The 17,775-nt window shown below is 36.7% G+C and carries 10 protein-coding genes and 1 tRNA gene; 6 read left to right on the forward strand and 5 right to left on the reverse strand.

The genetic code is table 11. From position 1 onward, the window contains the following. Window positions 1-301 precede the first annotated feature (301 nt). The 4 genes from ACRD7B_RS08790 to ACRD7B_RS08805 all read right to left on the reverse strand — a co-directional run bounded on the left by ACRD7B_RS08790 (window position 302) and on the right by ACRD7B_RS08805 (window position 10,339). Window positions 302-2,059 carry a RagB/SusD family nutrient uptake outer membrane protein gene (locus tag ACRD7B_RS08790; protein WP_430824148.1) on the reverse strand — a complete coding sequence of 586 codons (1,758 nt, stop codon included), beginning with the start codon at window positions 2,057-2,059 and terminating at the stop codon, window positions 302-304. Between the two features lie 18 nt (window positions 2,060-2,077). Next, a complete protein-coding gene (locus ACRD7B_RS08795; protein WP_430824150.1) occupies window positions 2,078-5,278 on the reverse strand; it encodes a SusC/RagA family TonB-linked outer membrane protein in 3,201 nt (1,066 codons plus the stop codon). Window positions 5,279-5,663: 385 nt separating this feature from the next. Further along, window positions 5,664-9,668, reverse strand: a complete 4,005-nt coding sequence (locus ACRD7B_RS08800; RefSeq protein ID WP_430824152.1) for a hybrid sensor histidine kinase/response regulator transcription factor — start codon at window positions 9,666-9,668, stop codon at window positions 5,664-5,666. Window positions 9,669-10,265: 597 nt separating this feature from the next. After that, a tRNA-Met gene (locus ACRD7B_RS08805) sits at window positions 10,266-10,339 on the reverse strand. A gap of 271 nt (window positions 10,340-10,610) precedes the next feature. On the opposite strand from ACRD7B_RS08805, the gene ACRD7B_RS08810 reads away from it, so the two are divergent. From ACRD7B_RS08810 to ACRD7B_RS08820, 3 genes are all read left to right on the forward strand, one after another. Beyond that, window positions 10,611-11,000 carry an START-like domain-containing protein gene (locus ACRD7B_RS08810; protein WP_430824154.1) on the forward strand — a complete coding sequence of 130 codons (390 nt, stop codon included), beginning with the start codon at window positions 10,611-10,613 and terminating at the stop codon, window positions 10,998-11,000. A gap of 202 nt (window positions 11,001-11,202) precedes the next feature. After that, on the forward strand, window positions 11,203-12,717 hold the full coding sequence (locus ACRD7B_RS08815) for an LptF/LptG family permease (RefSeq protein WP_430824155.1): 1,515 nt from the start codon (window positions 11,203-11,205) through the stop codon (window positions 12,715-12,717). Between the two features lie 83 nt (window positions 12,718-12,800). Continuing rightward, window positions 12,801-14,039 (forward strand): bifunctional 3,4-dihydroxy-2-butanone-4-phosphate synthase/GTP cyclohydrolase II, encoded by a 1,239-nt coding sequence (locus tag ACRD7B_RS08820; protein WP_430824156.1) that lies wholly within the window; start codon window positions 12,801-12,803, stop codon window positions 14,037-14,039. 292 nt (window positions 14,040-14,331) lie between these two features. Here ACRD7B_RS08820 and ACRD7B_RS08825 read toward each other — a convergent pair whose 3' ends face one another. Beyond that, entirely contained in the window at window positions 14,332-15,411 is a 1,080-nt protein-coding gene (locus tag ACRD7B_RS08825) for an anhydro-N-acetylmuramic acid kinase (RefSeq protein WP_430824157.1), read from the reverse strand. 48 nt (window positions 15,412-15,459) lie between these two features. On the opposite strand from ACRD7B_RS08825, the gene ACRD7B_RS08830 reads away from it, so the two are divergent. The 3 genes from ACRD7B_RS08830 to fmt all read left to right on the forward strand — a co-directional run bounded on the left by ACRD7B_RS08830 (window position 15,460) and on the right by fmt (window position 17,721). Continuing rightward, window positions 15,460-16,446: a dihydroorotate dehydrogenase-like protein gene (locus ACRD7B_RS08830; protein WP_430824158.1), complete on the forward strand. Its 987-nt coding sequence runs from the start codon at window positions 15,460-15,462 to the stop codon at window positions 16,444-16,446. 99 nt (window positions 16,447-16,545) lie between these two features. Next, window positions 16,546-16,734, forward strand: coding sequence for a C1orf53 family protein (locus ACRD7B_RS08835; RefSeq protein ID WP_430824159.1), 189 nt, complete (start codon window positions 16,546-16,548; stop codon window positions 16,732-16,734). 21 nt (window positions 16,735-16,755) lie between these two features. After that, entirely contained in the window at window positions 16,756-17,721 is a 966-nt protein-coding gene (gene fmt, locus ACRD7B_RS08840; protein ID WP_430824160.1) for a methionyl-tRNA formyltransferase, read from the forward strand. Window positions 17,722-17,775: the final 54 nt, after the last annotated feature.

A 17,775-nucleotide genomic window follows, 5' to 3' on the forward strand; every position in this document is an offset into this window, starting at 1 on the left:
ACCCCTAAATCCCCTGAAGGGGACTTAAGCCTCCACTTTAGGGGAGGTTTGGAGGGGTAGAAATAAAGGTTAAGTTTTAATCTATAAGTTGTCTGAATTTTAAATTCTCTTTTGAGACAGCCTCTTTCGTCCTACTTATTACTATAAAATGCACAATAATCTGTAACAACATTACATTTACTTAATAATAAACACTATGGACCTCTTACTTAACTGTAATCTAATCAAAACAATTTCATTATAGTCGAGTAATATGCGCAATAGCAACATATTACTCGACATGAATTAGGAAAGGGTGTTTCTATTTCCAACCTGGATTCTGATCTAAATTATCATTCAAGGTTAATTCCTCGGTTGATAAAGGAGCCAGGTAATCTCTATTAGGATCAAACTCGTAACCATTCGGTAATGATTTCTGGTATGGGTCGATGTAACCATTTTCATCAACAAACACATCTACTCCAAGCGTTAATTCTGGATATAATTCAGCTTCGTAAATTGCACCTAAAGGACGCTTATTCATAAAAATATGGTGAGCTCTCCAACGCGCAATATCATCCCATCTAAATCCTTCAACAGCTAATTCAATGTTACGCTCGCGACGCACCTCATTAATCACAGGACTAACATCAGGATACAACCAATTCGGATCATTCTGGATGTTGTTAAGGTCTAAATTGGGCATCCCAATTCTATCGCGCAATAGTTTGATACTCTTATTCACATCTGCTTGTGTAAGTGATCCTAATTCCGCTTTGGCCTCGGCAAAATTCAATAAGGCTTCACCATATCTGAAAATAATAGATGGATTTACACCCAAACCACTTGATCTATATTGTTCAGGATCAGGCAAAGCACCCTTATTGACCTGATAAGCTGTTGGACATTTACTATCTCCAGTAGCATATAAATGGCTTCGCTCGTATCTTTTTAAAGTATCAGAACCTACTATCTCCATTGGCCATCCCGGCGTATAAATGGTTTGAAAAATACGTGGATCACGGTTAGTAATTACATCTTCTATTGTTGCATCGCCTTGATACAAAGCATTGCCTGCAATAGGGTTACCATCTACACACAAATAGTCGTTAATAAATGTTTGTGTCACTCCACGTCCACCACCAATTCGTGGTAAATAGCGCTGGTGATTATGCGTTAGACTAAGTCCTAAATCATAGGCTTTCCATAACATCACCTCCGAATTACCAGCAAAGCTATATGGTTGATTAAACAGGTGCCAATAATCCCATTTAGTATCTCCCGTGGTAAAAACATTAAAGGTTCCGCCATCAATTAACGCCTCAGCAGCATCGGCAGCCGCTTGCAAAAATGCTGCACCATCTGAACCTTCAACACCAAATATAGTACCGGCGTGGTATTTCTCCCAAGTACCTTCATATAAAGCCACACGTGATTTGTACAATTGAGCAACTTCTTTACATAGACGATTACCATCTTCTATCGGCCCTGCACTAAGGTTTTTTATCGCTTCATCTAAATCCTTTAGAATGTTCTCAACAACAACTTTACGAGATGTTCTTTTACCAAACAATTCTTCCGACTCAGGAGAAAGAGTTTTATCAATCCAAGGCACATCGCCGTATTTTCGTACTAAATTGAAATAAAAGTACGCTCTAAAAAAATAAGCCTCGCCCACATATTGACCAACTGCATCGGCTGAAGCCGAAACGCGTGAATAGTTTTCGAGAAAATAATTGACTGCACGTATATCGTCATATCCTATTTTTTCGTCGTTGTCGTTATACTCGAATCCGCCTCGTGCCGGCACAGTTCGATAACCAGCAATGCGGTCATCGTAACTATTGTGCAGCATATTATCGGTACCTGTATCGAACCATGTAATACCACCACTCCAAGAACCTCCATCAGAGAATCGAGGATAAAATTGATTGGTATATAGCTTTAAATCATTTGGCGAATTCCAGTAATCATCTGCTGAAATCTTATCTAATGGTAGCTTTTTCAAGTAATCATCGCTACATCCAAGCATGATAAACACCAGCACAATGCTTAGCAAGCTTATATTTTTAAAATTCATAATATCTTCGTTAAGTGATTAAAATGTTACGTTAACTCCCATAGATACTACCTTAGAAAGTGGATATATTTTTCCACTACCATATCTACCACCAAGTGCTTCCGGATCAAATAGTTTACTCAACTTGGTAAATGTCAATAGGTTTTCTCCCGATACATATAAGCGCACCTTCGAAAGCTTGACTTTACTTGTCCAGTTGCCACGAAGCGTATAACCCAATTGAATATTTTTCAAGCGCAAATAAGCTGCATTTTGCAGATACTTGGTTTGCTCTCTGGTGTTTTTCAAGTGTTCACCTTGCAAATAAGGTCTTGGGTAATAAGCATCTGTGTTTTCAGGAGTCCAGTAATCCATGTGATCCTCGAAATAACTGTTTTGCCACATGCTACCTCTAAATCCATAAAATACATTGGTATAACGTGAGAAAATCCAGTCGCGCTTAGCAACACCTTGCCAAAACATATTAAAATCAAACCCCTTATAGTTCAATCCAATGGATAAGCCATAATTTAAGCGAGGCGTTGTATTACCAATAACTTTTTTATCACCTGGATTATCAACGGTATCATCTCCCCAATTAATAACACCATCTCCATTTAAATCCTGAAACTTTATATCTCCTCCTTGCCAGCGACTATGAAAAGCTGTTTGATCGTGCCAATCATCACCTGTTTCTCCTTCTTTAAAGAAACCGGCCGTTTCATAACCCCATATCTCACCATGCTCCTGTCCCGAGTACCAATTATTCAAAGTTTTAGTTGGATTACTGTAATCGCTTATCACCGTTTTATTATCACCTAATACACCTCGTACATTGTATGACAAGTTGCCAATGCGATCTTTCCATGTCAACACTAATTCAAAACCTTTGGTTTCAAGTGTAGCATTGTTTATTAATGGAGGGCTGGCACCAAGCACATCTGGCAGAGACTGTGAAGGCCCTATCATATCGCTTGTAGTTCGCTTATACCAGTCAAAATTTAATCCCAACCTATGATTTAAAAAGGCAGCATCTAATCCAATATTTAATGTGGTTGATGTCTCCCATGTTAATGCAGGACTAATCAATCCAGGAGCTCCAGTGTAAACAGGACGCTCTCCCGCAACTATCCATGGTAAGTTGGTACTAACAGGTAATGTCTCATAGTAACGGAAATAATCGCCAACCGTACCTTTTGAATAATCATGATTTCCTAAGGATCCATATGATCCTCTGAATTTCAAACTATTAACATAAAGCTCAATTGGCTCCCAAAAATCTTCTTTTGAGATATTATATCCAATGGATCCAGATGGAAAGAAACCCCATTGTGTATCAGCATTACCAAACAGAGATGAACCATCGTAGCGCGCATTAAACTCGACCAAATATTTCTCCTTGAAATTATAAGTAAATCGTCCAAAAACACCTTGCGTTGCCCAGTGTGTCCATTGATCTCCTCCTGTAAGTTGCCCTGTAGCAGTGCTTATAGAAGGTACTTTATCGGTAACCAATTCAGCACGTTTCAGGTTGCCTCTACTGTATTCTTTCAACTCCTCTTCATAACCTACCAACACATTAAAGGTGTGCTCATTGATTTCCTTAAAATAAGATGACACAACATTTAACATATGGTAATCGTCGCTTTGAAAACTGGCTTCGAAGGAATTCGGATTATTAAAAGTTGTATATGTTTCTCCAACCACGTTTGTTCCATAGGTAGTGGCTAAATGACTTTTTTGCTTATAACTAGAGTTATTCCAACTATAATTCACTCTAGTCTTCCACCCTTCAATCGGCTCCAATTCGCCACTGAATGTCACCCAAAAATCATCTGAAAAACGCTCACGATCACCTGATTCATCAATTAATTGTATATTGTTATCTGACGAACGCTCACCATTAGGTAAATAAAGCGGATTCATTGGCCAGTTACGAGAAAACTGATGATGAATAATATCACGATTATATCCACCCCATGCGTTTGGCCACACATTTTTTGTACGTGTATACTTGGTGTTTACTCCAAAATTAAACCAATCAGTTACCTGAGCATCAATTCTGGCTGACATGTTATACCTCGAATAGTTATCATTACCAAAATCAAGTTGTCCATCTTGTGAATAAAACCCTGCTGATGTATAATACGAAACCTTATCGCCTGCGCCACTTAAACTAATATCATGTTTTTGGCGAGCACTCCAATCTTTATAATAGATGTCCATCCAATCATTATTGGCATTACCCTTTGTCCACGTACCCCAACTGGTAGGGTCGGCAGGATCAGGAATGGTTTCATCTGTCATAGAACCATCCAGGTAGGCTTGTATTCGCCCCAATGTTTCATCATCAATTACAGGTCCTAAGCCAGAATTCTCAGCAGCCTTATTCATTGCCAATGCCGCATCCATCGAATTGGCTCCCTTGGGAAGATTTGTTGGTGCTGCCCAAGCAAAATTGTTTGAGTAGGTAACCGATGGCTTAGTGCCTTTTTTACCTTTCTTTGTGGTGATTAAAACAACTCCATAAGGTGCTCGTGCTCCATAGATAGCCGAAGCTGCTGCATCCTTTAATATCGAAATACTCTCAATATCATCAGGATTCAAATTTTGAATATCCATTGGCACTCCATCCACCAAAATATAAGGACTATCGTTACCATTAATACTTCCAACCCCACGAATGTTCCACGATGAACCTGCTCCGGGCTCTCCACCTGCATCAGTAGTGGAAATATTCAGACTAGGTGCTACACCTTGAATAGCTTGCGCTACATTAGCCACTGGTCGATTTTCCAAATCTTTGGCTGATACTACATCAACACCACCCGTTAAATTAACTTTCTTTTGGGTACCATAACCAACAACTACTACTTCTTCAAGCCCCTGCACGTCATCCTTCAACACAACAGAAATAATTGTTTGATTACTTACATCAATCTCCTGTGTCATCATTCCAATGAAGGAAAATACAAGTGAATTAATTTCTGCAGGCACGGATAGCATAAACTTCCCATCCAAATCGGTTATAGTACCTTCACTTGTACCTTTAAGAATTACAGATACACCTGGTAGAGTTGCACCTGTTGCATCAAGCACTTCTCCCGTAACAGTTCTAGCTTGCTGGGCAAACATACTTGAACACACAATAAACATTAATAAAAATGCTCTAATCCGCCTAATTAAATTTGGCGGCAACAGTTTTTGCTTTAATGAAAAACCTGTTCGATTTTTTTTCATACAAATAGATATTTTTCGTTAATATTTTATAAAGCTGCCCTCTTTCAAAGGCATACCTCAAAGCGTAAATATCTGTATGAGAAAACATTGATCAATCCATTTTTATCTACTTAAAATTTGATTTTGTACACAATTGCAAAAAATGGATAAATTCAAAAGTAAGTCGTACAAAGTTTAAAACTCATCACGTTTACTTTCTGCTATTAATTAAATATCTATTACAAAATGAGAGCTAATACCAATTGTATTCCAAAATAATTGATAAATCATTTTGCTAATTACAATGGTTAATACCGATACAAAACCACAGATTGATTTTTTATCAATCGTTTTGGTTTGTAATCGGTATAACAACAAACTATAGCATCATTTGAAGGAAGTGTCACTAACTATTATAACACCTATCTTCATAATGTTTACGATATTGTAGAGGCGACATTTTATAGTATCGCTTAAAAACAGTACTAAAATAGGACGGGTCGGAGAAACCACACTCGTAGGCAATCTCTGATACATTTATTGGGCTTGATACAATAATCTTAGCTGCCTTCTGTAAGCGAATATTCAATATAAAATCTTTAACAGGTTTACCAGCAATGGCACTAATTTTATTGTACACCAAGGTACGGCTCATCCCCATTTCTTCCACAAAGTGTGAAACCTTAAAGTCTGCATTATCAATATGGCGCTCAACAATAGCAATGGCTTGCTCTAAAAACTGATTATCCAAATCGGTACTTGTTAATTCCTGTGGCAACAACTCCGGATCGCTCTCAAAGCGCTTTTGTAATAATTGTCGGTTACGAATAAGTGAAGCCAACTGCAACTTTAACAAGGATAAATCGAACGGTTTAGACACATAGGCATCGGCACCGCTCTGGTAACCCTCAGCCTTATCTTCAAACATACTTTTGGCCGTTAATAATATCACTGGTATATGACTTGTTCTAATATCATTTTTCAACTGCCGGCATAATTCAAAGCCATTAACTTCGGGCATCATAACATCAGAAATAATTAAATCTGGCAATTCTTTATGGGCCAAAGTGAAACCATCCTTGCCATCACTCGCCTCTAGCACATGATAGCTTTCTGATAGAGCATTACTTAAATACTCTCTTAGTTCATGTTCATCCTCAACAATTAAAACTTTCTCTTTATTATTTAGCTCAATCCTGTTGAGCTGAACAGCATCAACCACTTTTTCATCGGATGGCACAATATTATTAGCTTCAACAGCTAGCTCTGTAGCAGAACTATTCTCTTGCTTAATGGGAAACTGAAGCTTAAAAGAAGTACCCTTTCCAAGTTCACTGCTTACGCCTATTGAACCACCATGCAATTCGGTAAGGTGTTTTGACAATGATAATCCAATGCCTGTACCTTTTATGCCTGTTTCTACCTGATAATAGCGATCAAAAATTCGATTAACCTCCTCATCAGATATTCCTATTCCGCAATCGCTAATTTCTAATGATAGGAGATTAGTAGATGATTGTATATTAACAGTAACGATATCTCCTGATTGAGAAAACTTAATTGCGTTAGAAATTAAGTTTGTTAATATTTTAATGAATTTATCCTTATCCAATTCTATCCACAACTCAGTTTGATCAGCACTAAGTTCAACACTAACCCCTTGTAGCTTTGTATAATAATCGAAATAATTAATTATTTCTTTGCACACAAAAATACAATCGAAACGCGACAAGTTCAATTTCAAAGTGGAGGTTTCTGTCTTTCTAAATTCAAGTAATTGCTCAATTAAATCAATCATTCGTCGAACATTACGATACAAAGACGGCAAAGCCTTACGCACTTCTTCATCCGACGCCTCTTTAGTAATAAGATGCTTTAATGGACTGTATATTAACGTTAAGGGTGTTTTTATTTCATGCGAAATATTAGTAAAAAAACTTAGTTTCTGTTGGTTAATGGCTTCCAACTGTTCCTGTTTTGATGTCTCTAAATCCAACTTGTGCTTTAGTTTTAAACGCACAAGGCTTTCTCGCCATATCAGCACAACTATAAAGCCAATTATAATTACCAACACTATAAAAAACCATGTTGTTTGGTACCATGGTGGTAGAATCTGGATATTAATACGGGCAACTTCGGTGTTCCATTGCCCTGTTTTATTGGTAGACTTAACTTTAAAAACATATTCTCCTGGTGGAAGATTTGTATATGTTGCCGAATTTGCTGTACCGGTGTGCCACAGATTTTCGAAATTCTGTAAGGTGTAGGCGTATTCGGTATATTCTTCAAAGGGATAATTAAAGTTATTAAACTCAAACTTGTAAATACCTGAGGTGTAATTCATAATTATTGACGCATCTTCCTTAACGTCGATAACAATACTGGTATCAAGAATACTTCTATCTTTTGTATTTAATAAAGATAAAGATGTAATTACAGGTCGGTTAGCTATACTATCAGCTTCAATATTTTCAGGTATAAAAAAAGTAATGCCGTTATTACTTCCCATATAAAGTCGTTCATCCAAGGATCTCAAAACAGCACCATGTCGATATTCAATACTTCCATCTTCACTTAAGGTTCTGAATGAAGCTAGTTCAGTAATAAGACCACTCTTATCTACTTTTAACAGTTCATCGTTTGTCCCCACCCACAACTGATTTCTCAGATCCATATATAAAGAAGAATACAGTTTATTCATCTTGCTGGAACCTTCAACATATTCGCTTATACTTTTTGAATCAGTATTATAATAAAGCAGAGCCTTGTCTGTACCAAATATCAAATTGCCAAATTTATCTTCTACAACTGAATAAATTTCAATCCCATTAACCTCACGATCCTCTGTTAACATGACCTTATCAACAAACCTATTTTCCTTTAATGAATAAGCAAACATTCCACCAACGCTGGTAAACCAGATTAAGTCAGCAGAACTTTCATAGGCGGTGTAATAAATCGGAAATATTCCATCAAAAAAAGATTCATGACCAAAACGTTCAAAGGTATTTTTCGCAATATTAATTTTAACCAAACTACCATCCGAGATCCATATGTTCCCTTTAGTATCCTTAAAAATTTTGTGTCTTACATCTTTTCTAATATTCCTGAATAAATGGTTTTCATCAGCACTTCTGAACTGCTTAGTTGTTTTGTTAAAAAAATACAATCCCTTTTGATAGGAAGCCACAAGCAAATCTCTTTCGGAATAATCCAAAATAGATGTCACAATGAGGACATCTTCAGATGAATAATACTCAAACGAATTCAATTTTCTATTGAGAAGATTAAGTCCACCTCCATCAGTTCCAATCCATAATTTGTTTTTATTCTCCTCTTCAAAACAAAGTATCGATTTATCAGAAGGCCCGGTCGTCAGCATTCTATTGTAGCGGTAATAATTAATTCCTGAATTATATAATATTAAAGCACCACAACGTACGGTACCGATAACCGCTGTTTTCTCATTGATAAAATGAATCTTTTTAACAGAGTTTTCAGGTAAAATGTCATTTGCTCTCTGTCCAGCTACTAGCCTATTCAGTATCTTAAGGTTATGGTCAACAATAAAAATTCCACCATAATCAGATGTCACCCATATTGTATTATCATATTTATTTTCTTTCAAATCAAGATATATCTGCGATTTGAAAATTGAATTAGCCAAAGATATTCTTTCCAAAACAACACCTTCTTTTGATATCTTCATGACATCATCGTAGGTGGTCAGGTAATAAAACATCCCTATTTTTTGTAGAGTCGAATAGTGTTTAGAGTCCAGGTTTATAAATTTGTGCAATGCACCTGTCTGCACATCAAGTTTAAAAACTCCTTCCTCATCTATTAAAATTAAGAATGAGTTTTCATCGTATTCGACACAATTTAATATCCTGATTCTTGATGACTGAAATTCAATACTTGTTTTTAATTCTATAGTGAAAACAGTATCATCTCTTTTATCGTAAAAATGGATATTAAGCCGACTATCGGGAAACACTACATGGGTTTCATTCTCAAAAATTGTTTCAACACGTATATCCTTTTCTAGTTGAAATGGGTTTCTTACAAATGTATTCTTTACCCGGTCATACAAGCATAATCCTCGTGAAGTGCATACCCATAAGTTTTCTAGAGCATCCTCATAAATATTAACGATATAATCACTTGACAAAGAAGAAACATCATTAATATCGCTATAGTATCGCTCTATATCTCTACCATCGTATCTGTTTAAACCAAAATCAGTACCAAGCCAAATATTACCAACTTTATCAACACAGATACCATTGATCGAACTTTGCGATAAACCGGTTAGGCCACTAATTTGCTTGATGTTATAATCCTGACATACAGAATTGGAATGACAGAATAATAAAATGATTACTAATATTGATATGATTGACCTTTTCATGTGTCTATATTATACTTTTTAATGTCACATGGAACTCGCCTCAATAGTCATCGTCCTGTGTGAGAAAATTATTCTCATGGCTCGTTTCATATGATTATATTTTCTCTCAATGATCACCATACAACCTCGTTTAGAGAATATTAAGTGAAAGAAACTAATATACATGTCCGATTTATAACTCAATACCTTGCTTATGCTGTTCGTTTAAAGAAGTAATCTTTATTTAGGCTACAAAATCTATAAATGCAATATAACTCATAAAGGTATACGTACCTGAATTTAAATAAACTAAATCTAAGTTGATATGTGAACAAATATAACAAATTATAATTGTGCACGAGCACATTTTAAAATAAAATCATAATTAATTAAATCAAAAGCCTTGATAATTAAACCATAGCTGCTATCCACAATCTTATTGTTAACAAATTAAGACTAATACAAAATTCAATAATACTAATTGTGGATTCAATTCAAGAATGGGAGCAGAAATCGCTATTCCAAAATGTGGTGAGGTATATTAAGAAGAACTATTACTTTCTGCCTATACTTTGCCATAAAAACAAAAAACCTCTCAGACTAATCTGAAAGGTTTTGTACCGAGAGGCGGGCTTGAACCGCCGACCTCAGGATTATGAATCCTGCGCTCTAACCAGCTGAGCTACCTCGGCATTTGCTTGGAGATTGTTGTGACACCCTTGTGTCTCTCCTTTTTTGCGGTTGCAAATGTAAGAGAAATACCCCTAATACACCAACAAAAACACAAAATATTTTTCTACTTTTTATAAACTAACTGAATTATAGACTCATAAAAAACTCATTCGTTTGACACTAAATTTAATCTTTGTTGAAATACGCCAAATTGCATCGCTTATTTGATTTTATTTCCCGAAGAATTCTGTTATATTGTGAGCTCATACATTTAATCAAAACAGACTAGACATGTCAATTCAAAAGGAAAAGTTTGAATTAGAATATATTATTAAAACATCTCCGGCAATATTGTTTGCTCGCCTTAGTAACCCTAGTGGTCTTTCTGAATGGTTTGCTGACGATGTTAACCTCAAAGGAAAAGTTTACACTTTTGTTTGGGATGGTTCAGAACAGCAAGCCGAACAAGTATTGAAGAAGGAAAATAAAATGGTACGTTACCATTGGCTTGATGATGAAGATGAGAAATCATACTTTGAATTTCGCATTAATGTAGATGATTTAACGGGTGAAACAGCTCTTATTGTTGTTGATCATGCGGAAGAAGATGAAAAAGAAGATTCCATTGAACTATGGAATCAGCAAATAGATGAGCTCAAGCACGGTCTCGGCTCTGTTTAAAAACATTATTAATTCATTGTAAGCACCCGGTTAAGCCGGGTGTCTTTGTTTACACCAACTCATAAACTTAAGTCATTCATTTTGGATAATTGAGCAAAGTTGTTAGGCATAATTATTGAAGAAATCTGAATCTTACCATTACATTTTTAAGCGTTTCACTAACTTTGCACCATATTCAATCTCATTGATGTAAATAAAAAGGATGAAGAAATTACACCTGTTTATATTAAAAAGCTACTTGGGACCTTTAGCAATGACATTTTTTATTTCATTGTTCATTCTGGTAATGCAGTTTCTTTGGAAATATGTTGACGACATGGTGGGCAAAGGACTTGAATTTGCTGATTTATCCAGGTTATTATTTTATGCAACGCTACAAGTTGTTCCAATGGCTTTGCCTTTAGCTATCTTATTAGCGTCTTTAATGACCTTTGGTAACCTAGGTGAGAACTACGAATTAACAGCCATAAAAGCTGCCGGTGTTTCTCTTCCTCGCACAATGATGCCGCTAATCATTATCACCATTACAATTTCGGTATCAGCATTTTGGTTTTCGAACAATGTAATGCCCTATGCCAATTTAAAACTGTATTCGTTATTATATGACGTTAAGAAAGCTCGACCCGAGCTGGATATAAAGGAGCAGGTATTTTATGATGGTATCGATGATTTTCGAATAAAAATTGATGAAAAAGACAACGAAACTAACTTGTTGTATGACATCATGATATATGATCACCGCGATCGACTCAACAAAAATAGTAATGTAACGATTGCTGATTCTGGTCGCCTACAAATTTCAGAGGATAAACGCCACATGGTATTAACCCTTATGGACGGCGTTCGTTTTGATGAAAAAGTGGGTCTTGAAAGTAAAAAAAGAATTCGCGATAAAGAACAGCAACAATTCAGAATTGATCACTTCAAAGAACAGGTTGCCCTTATTGAAATGCACGGAATGGATTTTACACGTACTGACGAACAGCTGTTTGCCAGTTACGATCGCATGAAGAATCTAAACCAATTAAATAGCGACATCGATACCTTCAACATACAAATTGACAAACACATCGATCATCTTTCTAAGAATACACAAGGATTTTATTTTCAACAGGCCCGTTACTCTGCGAGAAAGAAAAAGCTAAATAAAGACATGGCTTATATTGATTCTGTTCAAATCCTTAATGTCGACACACTCATTGCATCCTTATCGGTTCATCAGAAAAAGATGATGGTTGAAACCGCTCTTCGAAATGCCACTGATAATAAGAACCAGATGGGTGAGCAAATGCGACTCATTCGCGATAAAGAGCATAAGAAGACACGCCATTTCATGGAGGTGCATCGTAAATTTACACTTTCATTCGCCTGCTTTATCTTTTTCTTTATTGGTGCTCCATTGGGTGCCATCATACGAAAAGGAGGACTTGGAATGCCGGTAGTTATTTCGGTTCTTTTCTTTATAGTATATTACATCATCGATACCCTGGGCGTTAAATTTGCCAACGAAGGCTTATGGCCAGTGTATCAGGGCATGTGGCTATCTTCCGCGGTACTTTTACCATTGGGTGTATTCTTAACCTATAAGTCAGCTACAGATTCTGCTTTATTAAATGCTGATGCCTACCTCATTTTCTTTCGTAAATTATTTAAACGTGAGAAATTTGATCTTACCAATCAATTGGACAAGGAAGAAGAAGCAAGTAATAAAAACTAAGGTGAGCTATTTCATTGTTTTGGACCAATTAATGATTAATTTTGCACCTTGAATTCGGATAGATCCGACTAAAATCGTAACAAATGCCAGAAAATCAAGGTTTTAAACTCAACACCATAGAAGAAGCTATTGATGCTATTAAAAATGGTGAGTTGATTATTGTTGTTGATGATGAAGATCGTGAAAACGAAGGTGACTTTATTGCCGCTGCGGAACTAATGACGCCTGAAAAAGTCAACTTTATGGCAACACATGGTCGTGGATTAATCTGTACGCCATTAACCGAAGAACGTTGTGAAGAGTTAGAGTTGGAGTTAATGGTTGGCAAAAATACATCGAGCCATGCTACACCCTTCACAGTATCTGTCGACCTAATAGGTCAGGGATGTACAACAGGAATTTCAGCATCCGACAGAGCAAAAACGATACTTGCGCTTACCAATCCAAATACATCGCCTGAAGAACTAGGTAGACCAGGACATATTTTTCCATTAAAAGCTAAAAACAGAGGTGTTCTTCGAAGAGCAGGACATACCGAAGCTGGGGTTGACCTAGCGCGCTTAGCGGGTCTCTCTCCCGTCGGCGTATTAGTTGAGATACTTAATGAAGATGGAACCATGGCACGTATGCCTGAATTGGTTAAGATCGCAGAGAAATTTGATCTAAAAATTGTAACCATCAAAGATCTTATAGCTTATCGCTTAAAGCATGAAAGCCTAATAGTAAAAGGAGTTGAAGTAAACCTACCAACGGCTCACGGTGATTTCCGTTTTATTCCATTTAAACAAAAATCAAATGGACTGGAACACATGGCACTTATCAAGGGGGAATGGGACGAAAACGATCCTATTTTAGTTAGAGTGCATTCATCATGTGCAACCGGTGATATTTTTGGATCATTACGTTGCGAATGTGGAGACCAGCTTCATAAAGCAATGGAAACCATAAATAAAGAAGGAAAAGGTGCCATTGTATACATGAATCAGGAAGGACGCGGTATTGGTTTAATGAATAAAATCAAAGCCTATAAGCTTCAGGAAGAAGGTATGGATACCGTAGATGCCAACGTAGAGCTCGGTTTTGACGCTGATGAACGCGACTACGGAGTTGGTGCTCAGATATTGCGAGAACTTGGCGTTGGAAAAATGCGCCTAATGTCAAACAATCCGATCAAACGCATTGGACTTGAAGGATACGGCCTGGAAGTGGTTGAAAACGTAGCGATAGAAATAAACCCAAATCCTCACAACGAGTTTTACATGAAAACCAAGCAAGAGCGAATGGGACATGATCTGCAGTTTTTTAACTTCACAAAGAAATAATACCGATTTAAAATACAATTGGTATAATATTTAAGGAGGCTTTAGCCTCCTTTTTTTTTACACTAACAAACTAGCGCTCAACACTGATTACTCGAACTTCCATTTTCTTTAATAAACAATCTCTTTATTTGAGAACATATTTATATAAAATCTGTTTATTGATTAGAAGCACTGGTGGATACCAATCCTTATTTTGCGGTCAGGTAAATATTGTTTTTATTCTTTGGAGTTAGATTGGGTGAAAAGATGAAGCGATAGAAACAATGCGGAATCCACCAGTACTTTGTTTTTTTTACTTTCCACTATACACTGCACCCGAACAACTATCGTTATCTGCTCCTGTAACTTCCTGCAAACAATTCATTTGATTAGAAATTCGTAAAGCACCCAGAAAGGCAAATATTAAAGCTTCTTTATATTCAACTAAATCAGAGCTAGGTATAATTAATTCCCCACTCAATTTTGATTGAATAAGTTCAATTAAAAAAGTATTATAAGCACCTCCACCTGTAAATAGAATTTTTCCATTGGTCACCTTATTGATATCTGATGCTATTTGTAAGGAAAAATGCTCATAACAGGTTCTAAGGAGATCTGGAACACTTTCATTTATGAAAGAATTTACACAAGGATAAAACTGCTCTATAAGCCATTCGTTAGCAAGCGATTTAGGGCAGGTTTCCTGATAATAAGGAAGAATATTGAGTTGCTTTAATAAACCTGGCAAAACTTCACCTTTTCGCCCAATTTCGCCATTGTAATCAAAGGGTAAACACAGATAGTTCGTTAATTTGTTAAGCACTGTATTAACCGGGCAAATATCCCATGCTCTTCGTTTGTCATTAAGCTTTACCGAAACATTGGCAAAGCCACCTAAATTAACGCAAGCATCATATTCACTGAACAAATAGGCATCACCAATGGGTACCAAGGGTGCACCTTGCCCCTTTAAACAAACATCCATTGAACGAAAGTCACAAACGGTAGTCAGGCCACATGCAGCAGCAAGCGCAGCACCATCGCCCAACTGAAAGTTAAATTGATTCTCTGGATCATGGAATAAGGTATGTCCATGTGAGGCAACAAAGTCTGGCACTTTCTCTTCACCTTCAATAAAATCCTTCACCTGCTCTCCAAGCCATTTTCCGTACTCACGATTTAATCGCATCAAATCTTCACCTCCAAGCTCCAAAGCGTTTTTCAAGGCCTTTAACCAATACTCTGAGTAGGGCTTTGTTCTTGTTTTAATAAGCTTGTATTCCCAAGTATTGTTGCTAAAATCTAATTGACAGAGAACCAAATCCAGACCATCTAAAGATGTACCCGACATTAAACCCACGCAACAATACGAATTGCTTATTTGTTTTATCATACCAGAGGAATAAAATTACAAAACCTTATATCAACAAAAATCTGAATTATGGCTGACATTTCAACTACTTACCTTGGATTAAAACTAAAAAGCCCGATTATTGCAGCAAGTTCTGGCTTAACCAATTCAATAGAAGACTTAAAAAAAATTGAAACAGCAGGTGCTGGTGCTGTTGTATTAAAATCATTATTCGAAGAAGAAATTGTAACTGAGATGGAACGCCAAATGCACCAGATGCATTCGCAAAACTACCTTTATCCGGAAACGATGGATTTTTATGAGCAGTACGATGTTGAAGATACCTTAACCAGTTATCTTAAACTTATTGCTGATGCAAAAAAAGAAACAAAAATTCCTATCATCGCCAGTATCAATTGTATTTCATCTCATAACTGGCCCTATTTCGCTAAATCATTAGAAGATGCAGGAGCCGATGCACTTGAATTAAACATCTTCGCCCTCCCATCCGATTTTGAACGAGAAAGCGCAGAACAAGAGAAAACTTATTTTGACATTATTGAAACAGTTCTAAAAGAAGTTAGTATTCCCGTTTCGATAAAAATAAGTCATTACTTCTCAAACCTTGCTGGCATGATATCGAAACTATCGCAAACCGGCATAGCGGGATTAGTGCTTTTTAATCGTTTTTATTCTCCTGACATTGATATTGAAAACCTTGAAGTAATTCCAACACATATTTTTAGTGAAGATAAAGAATATGTAATGCCACTGCGTTGGATAGCCATCACATCCAGCAAAGTTGATTGTGACCTATCGGCAACAACCGGAATCCACGAATCAAAAACCGTGATAAAAATGTTGCTTGCCGGTGCTCAAACAGTACAGGTAGCCAGCTCGCTTTACAAAAATGGAATTGAGACCATTGAGCGTTACAATCATGAAATAGATAAATGGATGGAGCGCAAAAACTTTGATAAAATTGATGACTTCAGAGGAACCTTAAGCCAATCAAACGTAAAAAATCCAGCAGGCTACCTTCGTGTTCAATTTATGAAACATTTCAGTAATAAATAAGCGCCATTCATAAACTTTTTATAAAAGGTCTCACTACGAGGCCTTTTTTTAATGCCCTTAATTCAATACTTTCGCAGTTAAAAGCAATACTTAAGAAAGATGGATTTCGATGATTTTTATATGTCCGACCCATTAGTTGAAGGCGAGGATTATTACATGAATCCCAAAGGGTTCCGAGTAATGTCGCATAGTTACCTCACTAAAAGGGGCTACTGCTGTGGAAATGGATGCAAGCACTGTCCTTATTTTCCACCTCATCAAAAAGGAAATCGAGAATTAAAAGAATAAGCTAAACCAACAATTATTGATATGAATAAGAAGCTTCGCATTGTATTTATGGGCACACCCGACTTTGCTGTTGAAAGTCTAAAAGCCTTGGTTGAGAATAACTATCAGGTTGTTGGTGTTATTACTGCCCCGGATCGTCCGGCAGGTCGGGGCCAAAAACTTAAGCAATCGCCAGTTAAGGAATATGCGCTTTCGGTTGGTTTACCTGTTTTGCAACCCGAAAAACTAAAAAAACCGGAATTCATTGAAGAGCTAAAAGCCTTAGAGGCCGATCTTCAGATTATAGTAGCTTTCAGAATGTTACCTGAGATGGTTTGGAACATGCCTCCATTGGGCTCTTTAAATCTGCATGGATCGTTACTTCCTCATTATAGAGGTGCTGCTCCAATAAATTGGGCTGTGATAAATGGTGATAAAAAAACGGGTGTTACTACCTTCTTTTTGCAACACGAAATTGATACCGGTAATATTATCATGCAGGAAGCTTTGCCGATTGAGGATAATGATACAGCTGGAAGCGTGCATGATAAGATGATGGAACTTGGGGCTGAAGTTATCCTTAAAACAGTCAAAAGAATTGAAGAAGGCAATATTAAGGCCATCCCTCAAGATGAGTATTCGGATGAAACCGTATTAAAACCGGCTCCTAAAATATTTAAAGCTGATTGTAAAATCAACTGGCAACAAGAAGCGCAAGTGATCCACAACTTTATTCGTGGGCTCTCACCTTACCCATCAGCCTGGACAGAATTGGAACTGGCCAATGGCAAAACAATTAGTGCAAAAATCTACAAAAGTGAAATAAGTGCTGATCACAAACTTAAACCTGGCGAGGTGAAATCTGATAACAAAACTTACATTGCTATTGGCACCAAAGATCATGCTTTATTAATACACGAACTTCAATTGGCTGGTAAGAAAAAGATGCGCACCGAAGACCTGTTAAGGGGATTTGATGCTTCGCAGATAACGAAAATAAATTCTTAACATTCACTAATTAGTTGATTTGAAGATTTGAAAATAACAAATCTTCAAATCAAC

Origin of the sequence: Carboxylicivirga fragile (genome assembly GCF_050589805.1) — a bacterium.
Taxonomy (GTDB): Bacteria; Bacteroidota; Bacteroidia; order Bacteroidales; family Marinilabiliaceae; genus Carboxylicivirga; species Carboxylicivirga fragile.

What these genes read in the sequence shown, in the direction of transcription:
- ACRD7B_RS08820 (WP_430824156.1), top strand. Translation starts at nt 12,801, where the DNA reads ATGCCAGAAAATCAAGGTTTTAAACTCAACACCATAGAAGAAGCTATT.
- ACRD7B_RS08815 (WP_430824155.1), top strand. Translation starts at nt 11,203, where the DNA reads ATGAAGAAATTACACCTGTTTATATTAAAAAGCTACTTGGGACCTTTA.
- fmt (WP_430824160.1), top strand. Translation starts at nt 16,756, where the DNA reads ATGAATAAGAAGCTTCGCATTGTATTTATGGGCACACCCGACTTTGCT.
- ACRD7B_RS08800 (WP_430824152.1), bottom strand. Translation starts at nt 9,668, where the DNA reads ATGAAAAGGTCAATCATATCAATATTAGTAATCATTTTATTATTCTGT.
- ACRD7B_RS08830 (WP_430824158.1), top strand. Translation starts at nt 15,460, where the DNA reads ATGGCTGACATTTCAACTACTTACCTTGGATTAAAACTAAAAAGCCCG.
- ACRD7B_RS08835 (WP_430824159.1), top strand. Translation starts at nt 16,546, where the DNA reads ATGGATTTCGATGATTTTTATATGTCCGACCCATTAGTTGAAGGCGAG.
- ACRD7B_RS08810 (WP_430824154.1), top strand. Translation starts at nt 10,611, where the DNA reads ATGTCAATTCAAAAGGAAAAGTTTGAATTAGAATATATTATTAAAACA.
- ACRD7B_RS08825 (WP_430824157.1), bottom strand. Translation starts at nt 15,411, where the DNA reads ATGATAAAACAAATAAGCAATTCGTATTGTTGCGTGGGTTTAATGTCG.
- ACRD7B_RS08795 (WP_430824150.1), bottom strand. Translation starts at nt 5,278, where the DNA reads ATGAAAAAAAATCGAACAGGTTTTTCATTAAAGCAAAAACTGTTGCCG.
- ACRD7B_RS08790 (WP_430824148.1), bottom strand. Translation starts at nt 2,059, where the DNA reads ATGAATTTTAAAAATATAAGCTTGCTAAGCATTGTGCTGGTGTTTATC.